The 14,060-nt window shown below is 46.0% G+C and carries 15 protein-coding genes; 10 read left to right on the forward strand and 5 right to left on the reverse strand.

All coding sequences use genetic code 11. The features are described 5' to 3' along the window. Positions 1-229: 229 nt before the first annotated feature. From QUB13_RS19865 to QUB13_RS19880, 4 genes are all read right to left on the reverse strand, one after another. Positions 230-2,224 (reverse strand): DICT sensory domain-containing protein, encoded by a 1,995-nt coding sequence (locus QUB13_RS19865; RefSeq protein WP_333383784.1) that lies wholly within the window; start codon positions 2,222-2,224, stop codon positions 230-232. 182 nt (positions 2,225-2,406) lie between these two features. After that, positions 2,407-2,718 (reverse strand): DUF2973 domain-containing protein, encoded by a 312-nt coding sequence (locus QUB13_RS19870; protein WP_265233502.1) that lies wholly within the window; start codon positions 2,716-2,718, stop codon positions 2,407-2,409. A 158-nt stretch (positions 2,719-2,876) separates the two neighbouring features. Then, complete coding sequence (locus QUB13_RS19875) at positions 2,877-3,206, reverse strand: DUF2605 domain-containing protein (protein ID WP_194012207.1); 330 nt, start codon at positions 3,204-3,206, stop codon at positions 2,877-2,879. Between the two features lie 395 nt (positions 3,207-3,601). Beyond that, positions 3,602-3,736 carry a hypothetical protein gene (locus QUB13_RS19880; protein WP_333383787.1) on the reverse strand — a complete coding sequence of 45 codons (135 nt, stop codon included), beginning with the start codon at positions 3,734-3,736 and terminating at the stop codon, positions 3,602-3,604. A 19-nt stretch (positions 3,737-3,755) separates the two neighbouring features. Between QUB13_RS19880 and thrS the strand changes: the two genes are divergently transcribed. From thrS to QUB13_RS19930, 10 genes are all read left to right on the forward strand, one after another. Continuing rightward, a complete protein-coding gene (thrS, locus tag QUB13_RS19885) occupies positions 3,756-5,582 on the forward strand; it encodes a threonine--tRNA ligase (protein ID WP_333383790.1) in 1,827 nt (608 codons plus the stop codon). Between the two features lie 112 nt (positions 5,583-5,694). Further along, positions 5,695-6,483, forward strand: coding sequence for a DUF4058 family protein (locus QUB13_RS19890; RefSeq protein ID WP_333383793.1), 789 nt, complete (start codon positions 5,695-5,697; stop codon positions 6,481-6,483). 30 nt (positions 6,484-6,513) lie between these two features. Continuing rightward, positions 6,514-7,302, forward strand: a complete 789-nt coding sequence (locus tag QUB13_RS19895) for a DUF4058 family protein (protein WP_333383795.1) — start codon at positions 6,514-6,516, stop codon at positions 7,300-7,302. Between the two features lie 144 nt (positions 7,303-7,446). Next, positions 7,447-8,241 (forward strand): DUF4058 family protein, encoded by a 795-nt coding sequence (locus tag QUB13_RS19900; protein WP_333383797.1) that lies wholly within the window; start codon positions 7,447-7,449, stop codon positions 8,239-8,241. 96 nt (positions 8,242-8,337) lie between these two features. Continuing rightward, the gene (locus tag QUB13_RS19905) at positions 8,338-8,559 is read left to right on the forward strand and encodes a DUF3285 domain-containing protein (protein WP_194012213.1); all 222 of its coding nucleotides are present in this window, start codon (positions 8,338-8,340) and stop codon (positions 8,557-8,559) included. 209 nt (positions 8,560-8,768) lie between these two features. Next, positions 8,769-9,305, forward strand: a complete 537-nt coding sequence (gene ybeY / locus QUB13_RS19910; RefSeq protein WP_333383813.1) for an rRNA maturation RNase YbeY — start codon at positions 8,769-8,771, stop codon at positions 9,303-9,305. A gap of 161 nt (positions 9,306-9,466) precedes the next feature. After that, the gene (locus QUB13_RS19915) at positions 9,467-9,979 is read left to right on the forward strand and encodes a diacylglycerol kinase family protein (protein WP_333383799.1); all 513 of its coding nucleotides are present in this window, start codon (positions 9,467-9,469) and stop codon (positions 9,977-9,979) included. Between the two features lie 454 nt (positions 9,980-10,433). Next, positions 10,434-11,021: an anthranilate synthase component II gene (locus QUB13_RS19920; protein WP_333383801.1), complete on the forward strand. Its 588-nt coding sequence runs from the start codon at positions 10,434-10,436 to the stop codon at positions 11,019-11,021. 216 nt (positions 11,022-11,237) lie between these two features. After that, a complete protein-coding gene (locus tag QUB13_RS19925; protein ID WP_333192037.1) occupies positions 11,238-12,020 on the forward strand; it encodes an MBL fold metallo-hydrolase in 783 nt (260 codons plus the stop codon). 166 nt (positions 12,021-12,186) lie between these two features. Next, positions 12,187-12,795 carry a fasciclin domain-containing protein gene (locus tag QUB13_RS19930; RefSeq protein WP_333192039.1) on the forward strand — a complete coding sequence of 203 codons (609 nt, stop codon included), beginning with the start codon at positions 12,187-12,189 and terminating at the stop codon, positions 12,793-12,795. A 248-nt stretch (positions 12,796-13,043) separates the two neighbouring features. Here QUB13_RS19930 and QUB13_RS19935 read toward each other — a convergent pair whose 3' ends face one another. Then, on the reverse strand, positions 13,044-13,979 hold the full coding sequence (locus tag QUB13_RS19935) for a cobalamin-binding protein (protein ID WP_333383804.1): 936 nt from the start codon (positions 13,977-13,979) through the stop codon (positions 13,044-13,046). Between the last annotated feature and the right edge of the window lie 81 nt (positions 13,980-14,060).

The following is a 14,060-nucleotide window of genomic DNA, read 5'->3' on the forward strand; positions in this document are numbered from 1 at the left end:
CAACAGTTAACAGTTAACAGTTAACAGTCAACAGTTAACAGTTAACAGTTAACATCATGTATGAGTGCAACCGGAATTGATATCATTAGTCATTTTCGTTGAATTACGAATTACAAAAACGGTTTGATTGTTCGGAATGCGAGTCCACGGAAATCAGAGGACTCGCATTCTGAAGGATTAAACCGTTTTTATTATGGTTTATCGAGCGGCGAAAATTTGTCAATTGATTCTAAACAATTGGAATAGTAAAGTGAAATTCGCTTCCTCGGTCTTTTCCTGGGGAATCTGCCCAAATTTTACCGCCCCAGCCGGCGACAATCTGCTTGCAAATTGCCAATCCCAAACCGGTACCGCCGGCGCTGCGCCGCAATGCTCCTTCTTCTTGATAAAATCGATCGAAAACTACTTTCAAACTATTCGCCTCGATTCCTCTCCCGGTATCGGATACGAGCACTTCCACCATCGCAGAACCGTTGCATTTGGCTCTGATGGTGACGCTTCCCTGGGCTGTGGTGAATTTGCAGGCGTTGTCTAGGAGTTTGGAGAGCACCTCCACTAACCACTCGCCGTCTGCTTGGACTAATGGCAATTCTGCGGATACTTCGGTGATAATTTCCGGTAACTGTCGATCGACTCCGCCGCGCGATCGCACGCTGCTGAGGGCCAAATCAACGCATTCTTGCAGCGTTAGCGATTCTACATTCCATTTAACTTGTCCGCTTTCTAGGTTAGAAAGAGTTAAAAAATCTTGGACGAGTTTACGCATTCGATCGGCATCTCCGAGGGCAGTTTCTAACATGATTTTTCGCAATTCTGGGGGCATATCTGGCTCGGAGTTCAAACTTTCCAGACATACTTGAATCGTCGATAACGGAGTGCGGAGTTCGTGTCCGGTGATGGCTATGAGATTGCTGCGAGTGCGGTCTAATGCTTCTAATTGTTGGTTGAGTTCTTCTAAATTAGCGTAGGTTTCTGCTTGAATTAAGGCTGCTCCGAGTTGGGTGGCTATCGCCTCTACTAAAGCAATTTCGTCTTCTTCCCAAGGCGAAGTCGATCGGCACTGGTGCATTTCCACCATGCCCAAAACCCGCCCATGATAAAGCACCGGCACCATCAACCAAGAGACTATCTGCCAATTTTTGACAATTTTGCCCAAAGATTTTGTATCGACAATCAGCGGGTCTTGTGCTGTGTCTTGGATGTAAACTCGCTCTTGCCGCGCTACCGCGTCGCGGAATATGGGATTTTCCTGTAGCGGCCAAGTCTGATTTAATAGAGAACTAGCACCCAGGCGCAAAAACTCGCGATCGATTTTGACCGACACATCTGCGGCTTTGCAGCGATAAATCAAACAGCGGCTGGCTGACAGGGCTGTTCCCAGTTCTTGCACTGCGACTTCGACGATTTCTTGTGGGTTGAGAGACTGCCGCATTGCCGTTGTAATTAAGTTTATGAGGCGTTCTTTGCGTTCTTGGGCGGCGATCGCGCTGTATGCTTTCAGCAGTTTGTGCTGGCCTGATTGCAAATAGGTTACTAAGCGTTTGGTAAAAGCGTCGCTCAATTTGGGATTGGGAATTTTTGAGTTTTTGGGCGCGCTTTTTTCTGGTTTGGTGGCTGGGGAAGTCGCGGATTTCCTGATTTTTTTGGTTTTGTTTCCCAGCTTGTAAGTTGTGCGCGCTCGATCGATCTTTTCGGTCAATTCGGGGCGATATTTGACAATTCGATCGAGCAACAATTCGGCAGCTTTGCAGCTTACCTCCCTGTCGAACGTCCAAACTCCCTCAAATCTGCGAGCTTGATCAATCAACAGCGGGCCGCGATCGTCCTGATGCTCGATCGGCACAATTTTTTCTTGACAAATCAGACAAGTTGAGTAGTGTTGCCCCAGCACCACTAAGTGCCACTCTTGACTTAATGCGTCCTCCGGTGCAAACGCCACAGTTTCGTGATGTTCGGAGGAATTTTTAAACTCAGTTTCCGGTACTGCTAGCACGTATACCTGAGAAGATAGAGCAGCAATTCGCCGATAGCGGTGAGCTTCCTGCAGGTAGAAGCGTTCTCGCTGAAAGCTAGCAATCACTAGCGGTTCGTCGTCGGAGCCAGCCAAAACCAAGTCTTCCATCGCGTGAGACAGCGCTGTCATGGAAGATTTGAAATAAATTTGTGCCCGCAGTGGGGGCAATGCTTGCAGAAGTTCTGCCAGTAGCGGAATTGGGACGATCATCTACCCTTAAGCGTGCATTTTTGCCGATGACAAAACTGGAGCGATCGACCGTAAGTTTAGATCGATCCCTTTCCAGTATCTCTCAAAAGTCGCTACAAATAGGCCGTTAGCGAGAAACTAACGGCCAATTATTTTTTTCAGTACCAGCGACTCTGAGTATAAATGCTGCGACTGCGATTAAATCAGCGTCGTTCGCCCCCTTCGTCGCTGCCGCCGGGAGATGATTTGTAGAGAGCATCTAATTGTTCGCGCGCGTCTTGGACAGTCAGCGAACGCATCACTAGCAGCGGCTCGTTAACGATATTTCCGTATTCGTCTAACAGTTCTGGATGGGGTACAGCTTGAGAGCGAGGATAGGATGCGGAGCCATGATTTGCCCTGAATTGTTGGGGGCGCTGGGACTCCATACCTACCGTGACTAGACTGCGGATTAAGTTACCGACTGCCAGAAAGGCCAGAACGGTGAAAGCTAAAATATAAAGCAGGTGTAACATGATATTTTCCTCCCGGCTAAACAGCCGCACAGCAGTTTACAAACGTGTTTCAGCAAGTAATAACTTATTAACTGGAAATCTGTTGGAACTTTTCAAATCGGCCGCGACATTTCCTCTTGTTTGGGATTTAACAACAAGTTTAACTTGAACTCGCTTCCTTATTTTTCACGGGGAGCTGACTGCGACGAACGAAAGCGAGCCGATACTTGCCAGCATTCGGCGAGCAGTCTGTGCCACGGCATCAGTGCTGCGGTTTCAATTGCAACTTGACCTCCGGTTGCTTGAAATAGAGCTTTAGCCGCGCCTACTTCTTGCTGAGCCTGTTTGACTCGCGCCAGCAAGTCGGATTGATCCTCGCCGCTCAGAAAGGGAATTTCCTCAGTTTCTAAGAGAGTGGTCGATCGCTCGAACCAGTATTTAAAATCCTCTAACAGCGGTTCCAGTAGGGATTTGAGCAACTCTGATTCCGGCAAATTGGAATTAAGCATGAATAAAAATTGGGTTATCTACTTATTCTAACCTTAAACGTGCTTTACAATCTGTAACATATTATTAACAATAATTCAAGGATTTAAAAAAACTAGCAGGTGGGCGTGAATAAACTTAACCATACGAGCGGCGATTTTTGAGTCAAAATCCCCCAATTGTGGCAAATTATATCAATTCTGGTTGCACTCCTCATGACTGTTGACTGTTGACTGTTGACTGTTGGCTGTTGACTGTTGAGTGTTGGCTGTTGGCTGTTGGCTGTTGACTGTTGATTCGATTTTATTATTCCGATGCAACCGGAAACCATATTAGTTGGCCGCACGAGTTGTTAAAAACCGAGTTTTTTCGCGCAATACTTTCATTACAGCCCGCACCCAAATTAAAAAACCCGGTTTCAATCGGGCAGCCTCCCCGAACAAACGCTGCAACCCTGACGGGCAGTTGCCGTAATTTCCAGGAATGTCCGCCAGCCGGAAGTCAGCGGTTGCAGTCCCATTCTGAGTAAGATAGAAGCAACTGCAACTCTCATTAATTGCTAAATTCAGCCGATGTCTAGCTCAGAATCCATGAACGCTCCAGAAGAGTCCGTTAAAATTCAGTTGCCCCGCACCAGCGAGTCGGAGCAACTAAAAAAAATTCGCCACACCACATCTCACGTTATGGCGATGGCGGTACAGAAGTTATTTCCCAAGGCTCAAGTAACAATCGGCCCTTGGATTGAAAACGGTTTCTATTACGATTTTGACAGCCCGGAACCTTTTACCGAAAAGGATCTCAAGGCAATTAAAAAAGAAATGATCAAAATCATCAACCGCAAATTGCCTGTAACTCGCGAAGAAGTCAGCCGCGAGGAAGCAGAACGCAGAATTAAGGAGATTAATGAACCTTACAAATTAGAAATTTTGGCAGGTTTGATCGAACCCATTACTCTTTACCATTTGGGTGACGAATGGTGGGATTTGTGCGCTGGGCCCCATTTGGATAATACCAATGAAATCAATGGAAGGGCGATCGAGCTAGAAAGTCTCGCCGGAGCATACTGGCGCGGCGACGAAACCAAAGCTCAGTTGCAGCGAATTTACGGCACAGCTTGGGAAACACCCGAACAGCTAGAAGCCTACAAGCACCGCAAAGAAGAAGCCCTAAGACGAGATCACCGCAAATTAGGCAAAGAATTAGGCTTATTTATTTTTGCCGATGCGGTAGGCCCCGGTTTGCCTTTGTGGACACCCAAAGGCACTATTTTGAGAAGTATTCTAGAAGATTACTTGAAACAAGAACAAATCAAGCGCGGCTACTTGCAAGTTGTGACACCGCACATCGCCAGAGTCGATTTGTTCAAAATTTCTGGACATTGGCAGAAATACAAAGAAGATATGTTTCCGCTGATGGCTGAAGATGCAGAAGCGGCAGCCAACGAACAGGGTTTTGTGATGAAACCCATGAACTGCCCTTTTCACATTCAAATTTACAAAAGCGAACTGCGTTCCTATCGCGAATTGCCGATGCGCTTAGCCGAATTCGGCACAGTTTACCGCTACGAACAATCGGGAGAATTGGGCGGTTTAACCAGGGTGCGCGGCTTTACAGTGGATGATTCCCACTTGTTTGTCACGCCGGAACAGTTGGATGCAGAATTTTTGAGCGTGGTGGATTTGATTCTGTCAGTATTCAAGAGCCTGCAACTTAAGAATTTTAAGGCGCGTTTGAGTTTCCGCGATCCAGAAAATTTAGAAAAATACATCGGTTCCGATGAAGCTTGGGAAAAGGCGCAAGGTGCAATCCGCCGCGCGGTGGAAACTTTGGGAATGAATTATTTTGAAGGAATCGGGGAAGCGGCTTTTTACGGCCCAAAACTCGATTTCATTTTCCAAGATGTCTTGGATAGAGAATGGCAATTAGGAACTGTTCAGGTAGATTACAATTTGCCCGAACGTTTTGATTTGGAATACGTTGCTGAAGACGGCACTCGCCAGCGTCCGGTGATGATTCACCGCGCTCCTTTCGGTTCTTTGGAGCGCTTGATCGGGATTTTGATCGAACAGTACGCGGGGGATTTTCCGATATGGTTAGCGCCGATTCAGGTGCGGTTGTTGCCTGTTAGCGAGGAGTTTTTGCCGTTTGCTAAGGAAGTGGAGGCGAGGATGAAGGCGCTGAATATTCGGGCGGAAGTTGAGAGTAGTGAGCGTTTGGGTAAGTTGATTCGCAATGCTGAGAAGGATAAAATTCCGGTGATGTGTGTTGTGGGTGCTAAGGAGGTTGAGTCTAATAGTTTGAATATTCGGACTCGTGCTTCTGGGGAGTTGGGGGCGATTTCGGTTGATGAAGTTATGGGGAGGTTGCAGGCTGCTATTAGCAGTTATGGTGATTTTTAGGGGAGTTTTTTAACCGCAGATGCACGGGGATTAACGCAGATGATTGTTTGATATTGTCTGCGTTTTTCTAATATGTTTGCTAAAATGATAGTAATCAACGGGAGGTACGATTATGCCTAATCCATTTCCGGGGATGAATCCCTATTTAGAACATCCTGATTTTTGGCCAGAAGTTCATCATTTACTGATTAGTGCGATTAAAGAGTCGCTAACTCCGCAATTACACCCAAAATACCGCGTCGCTATTGAAAAGCGAATTTATGAAATTCCAGGTGAAACTTCTCTATTAGTAGGGATTCCTGATGTCTCTATCCAACAGAAACGCTATCGAACAAATCCAGTATCATCTAATATTGCTGTAGCTTCCCGAACTGTGGAACCTCTAAAAGTTAGAATCCCAGTGTCGGAAGAATTTCGGGAAGGATATTTAGAAGTAATCGACATGGCAACAAAGGAAGTTGTTACCGTTATTGAAGTGCTTTCACCTGCAAATAAACGCCGAGGGGAAGGTCGAGAAAAGTATGGCAGTAAGCGCAAGAAAATATTTGATAGCAGTACGCATTTAGTCGAAATAGACTTGTTGCGAGGTGGGGAACCTTTGCCAGTTTTGGGAGATTCCAATGAAAGCGACTGTCGTGTTTTAGTCAGTCGCAGCAATCAACGTCCGATCGCAGATTTATACTTATTCAACCTTCCCAATCCAATTCCTGCATTTCCCTTGCCTTTACGTCCAGAAGATGTAGAGCCTGTTTTGGATTTACAGGCGCTGATTAATCAAGTATACGATCGCGCGGGATATGATTTTGAAATCGATTATACCGCCGAACCCGTTCCTGCGCTGTCGGAAGCCGATACAGTTTGGGCTGATGGTTTGTTGCGGGAGACAGGCTTAAGGGGTTAATTATGTGGAAAATTTCAACAATATATTACTATGCCTAATCCATTTCCGGGGATGAATCCCTATTTAGAAAGTCCTGATTTTTGGCCTCAAGTACATCACTTGCTAATTAGTAGCATTTTTGAATCCTTAGTGCCGCAGTTGCTGCCAAGATATATCGTCGATATTGAAAAAAGAGTTTATGAGATTAGCGGGGAAAATTCCCTATTAGTGGGGATTCCTGATGTCACCGTGCAGCGCTCTCCAATTCAAACAAACCCTACTTCTTCTAATATCGCAGTTGCCGCACCACCTGTAACAGCTTTGAAAGTAAGAGTGCCAGTACCTGTCGAATTTAGGGAAGCGTATCTAGAGGTGCGAGATACAGAAACTAGGGAAGTTGTGACAGTGATTGAAGTGCTGTCACCCGCCAACAAGCGTCCTGGGAAAGGGCGAGAAATGTATGAACAAAAGCGAGAAAGGGTGTTTGGTAGTCGCACTCATCTGGTTGAAATTGACTTGCTGCGAAGTTACCAACCTCTACCAGTTTTTGGTAACGATATTGAGGGAAGTTATCGGATTTTGGTGAGTCGGGCAAATCAAAGGCCTTTGGCAGATTTGTACCTTTTCAATTTACCGGATATGATTCCTCAGTTTCCCTTGCCTTTGCGCGCGGGCGATGTGGAACCAATTGTAGATTTGCAGGCGTTGTTGAATACAGTGTACGATCGCGCCGCCTATGATTTTAGAATAGATTACACCGCCGCAGCCCTTCCCGCACTGTCGGAAGCCGATGCTGCTTGGGCGGATGCTTTGTTGGAGGAGAGGGGATTGAGGGGATGATAACAGTGGCTGGACGCATCAAAATCTTCATAAACCGGGTTTTTTGCGGTTTTTGCGGGCTGTAACGTGTCTTCTGAGCAAAAACCCGGTTTCAGGCTACCCCTTCACAAGTCCTAAGTAGTTAAATCAACAAAAGTTAAATCAATGCCTAATCCATTTCCGGGGATGAATCCTTATTTAGAAAGTCCTGATTTTTGGCCAGAAGTACATAATAGGTTGATAGTGGCGATCGCAGATGCTATGGTTCCGCAAGTGGTGCCAAAATATCGAGTGGCGATTGAAAAGCGCATTTATGAACTCAAGGGAGAACAATCTCTGTTAGTCGGGATGCCTGCTGATATGTCTATCCTGTGCAATCCCGTTTCCCAAAATCCAAGTACATCGAATGTGGCTGTCGCTACACGAACTACTGAACCTTTGAAAATCAGATTGGCGATGTCTGAGGAGGTGAGAGAAGGGTATTTGGAGGTGATAGATATGGCAACTAAGGAAGTTGTGACGGTGATTGAAGTTCTTTCACCTGCTAATAAACGTCCGGGAAAAGGGCGCGAAATGTATGAGGAAAAGCGGGATAAGATATTCGGAAGTCGCACTAATTTTGTGGAGATTGATTTGTTGCGGGGTTGGGAACCTCTCCCGGTTTTGGACAATGATATTGCAGCTCATTATCGGATTTTGGTGAGTCGGAGCAATCAAAGACCTAGGGCGGATTTATACGTTTTTAATCTACAGGATGCGATTCCTTGTTTTCCTTTGCCTTTGCGCGGCGGCGATGTGGAACCAATTGTAGATTTGCAGGCGTTGTTGAATACAGTGTACGATCGCGCCGCCTATGACATTACTCTCGATTATACGGCCCAGTTAATGCCTGCGCTGTCGGAAGCCGATGCTGTTTGGGCTGATTCTGGCGTTGCGGGAAACCAGCCTCCTGCCGTCTGAGACCTAAAAAATCCTACACAAAACGTTACATTTTTGTTACCATCGTGGCGAGTCTGTCTTCAGCAGCCCCTCTGTTAACCTTCTAAACTAACCGCTATGAGTCAACCTCCCTCCACAACTCCCGCCTCCGAAGAGCTCGCCGCTGAAACTCCGACAGCGCCGACAAACAATGCACCTCCACCGAGTTATGTCAAGCTGGCGATGCGGAATATGGTTCGCAAGCGGGCGACTTCTTTGTTTCATTTTGCTTTGACGGCGGCCGGACTTTTGGGCGTACTCGTCGGTTTGGCTTTTCTCGATCGCTATTTCAACTCTTAGAACACCGGGCGCTGGAAACCTAGTCGATACACACACTCACGCGCCTGTACGGGTTCCATAGCGGGCCCTTTTGTCCGATCGCGCGATCGACCCGTTGCAATCTTCTACAGATTCCTGTAATCTGCCAGCTAAAAGCAAAAAGTCGATTAGCCTGCCCAATGTGAAATTGCCCAAAAATTGAATAAATTGCTTGACAAAAAATGCTGAAAATGCTAATTGAGGTGAACGTCGAAGACTGTTATGGGCTAGCCCGATCGTCCGCCGACGGTTCCAACCTCCCTGAAAGTGCAGCCAGCGGGGAAATTTCAACGGAAACTTGGGAAAATTGGTTTAGCGTTTGGCTGGAAAACCAAGAGGCGGATGTGCCAGCAGCCCCAGGCTACGAAGTCAGCCTGCGTTTAACTGCCGATGCCGATATCCAAGCCCTCAACGCCCAGTACCGCCAGCTCGATCGACCGACGGATGTACTAGCTTTTGCAGCTTTAGAGGTAGACTGTCCTCAATTAGAGGAAATGCAGTCATCTGAACCCTTATACTTGGGTGATATCGTAATCTCGATCGATACGGCTCAGCGACAAGCCCAGCAGCAAGGACATCCGCTGAAAACCGAATTAGCTTGGCTCGCAGCCCACGGTTTTCTACACCTTTTGGGCTGGGATCACCCGGATGAGGAGAGTCTGACTCAAATGCTAGACAGACAAGAAACACTGCTACGGGCGATCGATATTGAGATCCAAACAGCATAGCTGAAGTTGATGGTTACTTAACCAATCACATCAAGCCCAACATAACTTTCTGAAATTACACCAAAACTTTAGTAAAAACTTAGGAAAGTTAACTAGACTTGATTAAGTAAATTTGAAAAGTCTAGCTTTCATTCATCTCTGTAACTTAAAGTTGGTTATTTATGACACTAGAGCGACCCTCTATTTCATCAAACATTGCACACATTGCGATCGTGCCTCAAGACTCTTCGAGTGCGACAGTCCACGAACCTAAAGAAGCCTTGAAATACAAGCGAGAACTGTCCTGGAAAATTGCATCAAACTTAGCTACGAGTTTTAGATACGCTTGGGGTGGGTTGAGTTATGCTTTTGAAACTCAGCGAAATTTTCGGATTCACACTTTTATAGGCACTTTGGCGATCGGACTAGGGCTATATTTGCAACTGAAACCTGTAGAAATATCTGTGATCGGCGTCACCATTGGCATAGTTTTAGCAATGGAACTTTTGAATACGGCGATCGAATCGGTGGTAGACTTAACGGTCGGGCAATCTTACCACGAACTAGCCAAAATTGCCAAAGACTGCGCTGCCGGAGCAGTTCTGGTATCGGCAATGGCTGCGGCAATTGTTGCTGCTGCACTCCTGCTTCCTCCCTTGTGGCAAGTGGTTCAAATTGCGATCGTCCGTCAGTAACGCCATTTTCGATTTTCGCATTGAAGATTTTCAATGGGAAATGACTTATGACTATCATGTTTTGAAATTTGTCCGCAGTTGCATTCTTTTTTGAAACTGGTATAACTTATTGAGCGAGAAAAATTTGAGGTTTGGGATGACCAAATTGAAATTTTTAGTTTGATTCGTACATATTGCAGCTATTTAAATCTTTGCCGTATCTCTAAAATTTTCATTCCTATTGCATTCAAACAGCCAGTCATATCAAATCCGGTTGTATCAGTACGATCGCTAATAGGTGGTAAGATCGAATGAACCGCGAGGCACGCGAACGCGAAGTCAGAGAAATCAGAAGATGTACGTCCTTTCTAACGCACTACAAGCGTCTTCGCGATTCGATTCTTCCTAGACTACCGAACAGGATTTGATATCAATCTCCAACCAAAAATCTCTAACCAAAAATCCCAATTAACCAGTGATTATAGTCATCGATAACTACGACAGTTTTACCTACAATTTGGTACAGTATCTAGGAGAACTAGGTGCCGAGTTGCCCGTAGCCAGCGAAGTTCAAGTCTATCGCAACGACCAAATCTCCTTAGCAGAAATTCGACAATTGCAGCCAGCAGCCGTAGTGATTTCTCCAGGCCCGGGGCGGCCGGAAGATGCGGGAATTTCTCTAGAATTAATCAAAGAATTGGGGCCGACTATGCCAATTTTGGGCGTGTGTCTCGGACATCAAAGTATCGGTCAAGTATTCGGCGGCAAAATTGTTTCTGCACCAGTGTTGATGCACGGCAAAACTTCTCAGGTAGAACACGCAGGAGTAGGAGTTTTTGTGGGAGTGGAATCGCCGATGGTTGCAACTCGCTATCACAGTTTGGTAATTGAAAAGCAGAGTTGTCCAGAGGTTTTGGAAATTACGGCTTGGGTTGAAGATGGCACGATTATGGGCGTGCGCCATCGGGAATATCCGCACATTGAAGGGGTGCAGTTTCACCCGGAAAGTATTTTGACTGCTTCGGGAAAGCAGTTATTGCGAAATTTCTTAGAAAGACTTTAATAAGCAAGTACGTCCGCTTCTTTTGTAACGGATGTAAGGGATGGGAGGAAGCAGGAAGAAATCGCTGCGGTTCGCGCGTGCGATCCATATTGTAGTGCTGTCAGGCCGATCGCACACAATATAAATCTAAAACCTAAAATCGAAAATCGAAAATCGACTTACTGTGTTTTGTGGTATAACAACAGACGACCAACACCCGACAACCGCAACCACAAGATGAAACGGCGACAATTAATACGTTACGCACAGACGGGTTTGCTAGCCGCTATAGCAACTGGTTTACCATCTGGATGGGAAAGCTATCAAGCTCAAACTGCTGATTCTTTATCGGTTCAGTGGTTGGGCCACACTTGCTTTTTGTTCGCCGGTGGCGGTGCGAGGGTGCTGGTGAATCCTTTTCGCCCCCTGGGCTGTACGGCTGGCTATCGTTCTCCCAAAGTACCCACTGATTTGATTCTGATTAGCAGCAGATTGCTCGATGAAGGGGCGGTGGACGGATTTTCGGGCAATCCCGGCCTTTTGTACGAGCCTGGGGCTTATCGATCGAACGGGCTCAGGATTCAAGGGATTCGCACGGAAAAAGACCGGGAGGGCGGCAGGCGATTTGGGGTGAATGTGGCTTGGCTCTGGCAGCAAGCCGGTATTAAGATTTTACACTTGGGTGGAGTTGCTGGCGCGATCGGCATTGAAGAACAAATCTTGATTGGGCGGCCGGATTTGGTGCTAATTCCCGTGGGTGGAGGGCCGAAATCTTACACTCCGGCGGAAGCGAAGCAAACTTTGCAAATTCTCAAACCAAAGATGGTGATTCCCACGCATTACAAAACCCAAGCCGCCGATGCAGCAGCGTGCGATTTAGTGCCGCTAGATGACTTCTTGGCGCTGATGGATGGTACTGCGGTGCGCCGATTGAATAATGACACGATTTCGATTAAACCCGCTGACTTACCCCAAACCGGTTCGGTGATTGAGGTTTTGAGTTACCGATTTAGCGGTTGACACTTTTTCGCTAAGTTTACGTTATATTAAGGAAGTTTTGGTGCGATCGGGGATGCAAGAGAATTTTCTTGCTATCTTAGTCTCTGGCAACCTTGCCTTTTGTCGAGATTTGGCTAACATAACAATTCATGTTCACGGTTTTATCTCATAAGGAAATGCAAGCGCAATGAAAAATCAAAATTTACCTAGCTGGATGAAACAACTCACAGGTTTCGCAGGAATAATCGGCGCTAGCGCGTTGATTGGTTTCCCCGCTGCAGCTCGCATCAACTCCCAAACAACTGTTGCTAATACAACTCAAACTCAACAAGTTGCGGGAAACGTGAAAACCGCCGCTTCACCGGCACCGATGGCTGCTACTAAGGATATTGTTGCTATTGCATCTGGCGACGCTCAATTCAAGACATTGACCAAGGCTTTGGGAGCAGCCGGTTTAGTTACAACTTTACAAGGAAAAGGCCCTTTCACTGTTTTTGCACCGACAGACGCGGCATTTGCTGCTTTGCCAAAAGGAACTTTGGATGATTTGCTGAAACCAGCTAACAAAGCCAAACTTACTAAGATTTTAACTTACCACGTTGTTCCTGGTGCGGTTTTATCTACTAGCCTGAAGTCCGATGAGGTTAAAACTGTTGAAGGTATGCCTGTGAAAGTGGTAGTTGCTCCCGGCAAAGTTACTGTCGGCGGCGCTAATGTTGTGAAAGCTGATATCAAAGCTAGCAACGGCGTTATTCACGTTATTGACAAGGTTTTGATGCCGCCCGATGGGATGTAGGATTAGCATTTTTTGTATCTACAGCAATTAACTCATATCGGGTAAAATACAGGTATTTTGTAGGGACACAACATTGTTGTGTCCTTATTTTTATGGCACGCAATGAACGCATTACCCCGGAAACATCACTGCCGTTTCCCTACAGCAATTAACTGATATCGGGTGAAATACAGGTATTTTGTAGGGACACAACATTGTTGTGTCCTTATTTTTATGGCAGGCAATTCTGAATTGGTATAGATAAAGTTTTAGCTAGCTGCCGGCACTGGAAAAAATGGCTGCCAACCATTACCCCGATAGCCAAAATCGAAGATTTCGGGATGGATAATTTCTGCTAAAATTTCTAAAGAATCCACTAATCTCGGCCCTGGCCGGTTAAAGTAAGCATTGCCGTCAGTTATGTAAACTTTCCCGGTTTTGACTGCTTGCAAATCTTGCCATTCTGTGTATTGAGCGATCGGCATTGCTTCGGTGCGAGTGCGATTTAAATCAAAGCCGCAAGGCATAAAAATAATCAAATCGGGATTAGCTTCAACCAGGGATTCCCATTGTAACCAGGGGGAATGTTCCCCGACAATGCCAAACAGCGAATCGCCTCCAGCCATTGCTACTAATTCGGGAATCCAATTTCCTGCAGCCATCAAAGGTTCAATCCATTCGATGCAGGCTACTGTGGGTTTAACGGTTAATGTTTCGGTTTTTAAGATAATAGCATCGATGCGGGATTGCAAAAGTGCGATCGTACTTTGAGCATCGACACCCAAAGCAGCAGCAACTCGCCCAATATCCGTCCAGATTTCTGCTAGCAAATTCGGCTGCAAAGAAATAATTTCCGGCTGGCTATTTACCAGCGTGCTCACTGCTTGTTCAACCTCTGTCAGAGAACAAGCACAGACTTCACATTGAGCTTGAGTGATGATGTGAGTTGGCTGCAATTTTTCTAAAGTATCTATTTCTACTTTATAGACGCTGAGCGCATTTTGCAACAATTCTGTGACGCGGTTGTGAATTTCGCTGCTAGTTCCTTCGGGATTGAATTTAGGCTGAGTGCAAACAGGTAAATTCTGGATTTCTGCGGGATAGTCGCATTCGTGAGAACGGCCGACAATGGCATCGGTTAATCCTAAAGCTGCTACAATTTCGGTGGCACTGGGAATTAGAGAGACTATTCTTAGTTGATTCATGAGGAAGTTATTGGTTATTGGTTATTGGTTATTGGTTATTGGTTATTGGTTATTGGTTATTGGTTATTGGTTATTGGTTAT

The sequence above is a fragment of the Microcoleus sp. B4-D4 genome, assembly GCF_036705185.1.
Taxonomy (GTDB): Bacteria; Cyanobacteriota; Cyanobacteriia; order Cyanobacteriales; family Microcoleaceae; genus Microcoleus.

What these genes read in the sequence shown, in the direction of transcription:
- QUB13_RS19865 (WP_333383784.1), bottom strand. Translation starts at nt 2,224, where the DNA reads ATGATCGTCCCAATTCCGCTACTGGCAGAACTTCTGCAAGCATTGCCC.
- QUB13_RS19870 (WP_265233502.1), bottom strand. Translation starts at nt 2,718, where the DNA reads ATGTTACACCTGCTTTATATTTTAGCTTTCACCGTTCTGGCCTTTCTG.
- QUB13_RS19875 (WP_194012207.1), bottom strand. Translation starts at nt 3,206, where the DNA reads ATGCTTAATTCCAATTTGCCGGAATCAGAGTTGCTCAAATCCCTACTG.
- QUB13_RS19880 (WP_333383787.1), bottom strand. Translation starts at nt 3,736, where the DNA reads ATGAGAGTTGCAGTTGCTTCTATCTTACTCAGAATGGGACTGCAACCG.
- thrS (WP_333383790.1), top strand. Translation starts at nt 3,756, where the DNA reads ATGTCTAGCTCAGAATCCATGAACGCTCCAGAAGAGTCCGTTAAAATT.
- QUB13_RS19890 (WP_333383793.1), top strand. Translation starts at nt 5,695, where the DNA reads ATGCCTAATCCATTTCCGGGGATGAATCCCTATTTAGAACATCCTGAT.
- QUB13_RS19895 (WP_333383795.1), top strand. Translation starts at nt 6,514, where the DNA reads ATGCCTAATCCATTTCCGGGGATGAATCCCTATTTAGAAAGTCCTGAT.
- QUB13_RS19900 (WP_333383797.1), top strand. Translation starts at nt 7,447, where the DNA reads ATGCCTAATCCATTTCCGGGGATGAATCCTTATTTAGAAAGTCCTGAT.
- QUB13_RS19905 (WP_194012213.1), top strand. Translation starts at nt 8,338, where the DNA reads ATGAGTCAACCTCCCTCCACAACTCCCGCCTCCGAAGAGCTCGCCGCT.
- ybeY (WP_333383813.1), top strand. Translation starts at nt 8,769, where the DNA reads ATGCTAATTGAGGTGAACGTCGAAGACTGTTATGGGCTAGCCCGATCG.
- QUB13_RS19915 (WP_333383799.1), top strand. Translation starts at nt 9,467, where the DNA reads ATGACACTAGAGCGACCCTCTATTTCATCAAACATTGCACACATTGCG.
- QUB13_RS19925 (WP_333192037.1), top strand. Translation starts at nt 11,238, where the DNA reads ATGAAACGGCGACAATTAATACGTTACGCACAGACGGGTTTGCTAGCC.
- QUB13_RS19930 (WP_333192039.1), top strand. Translation starts at nt 12,187, where the DNA reads ATGAAAAATCAAAATTTACCTAGCTGGATGAAACAACTCACAGGTTTC.
- QUB13_RS19935 (WP_333383804.1), bottom strand. Translation starts at nt 13,979, where the DNA reads ATGAATCAACTAAGAATAGTCTCTCTAATTCCCAGTGCCACCGAAATT.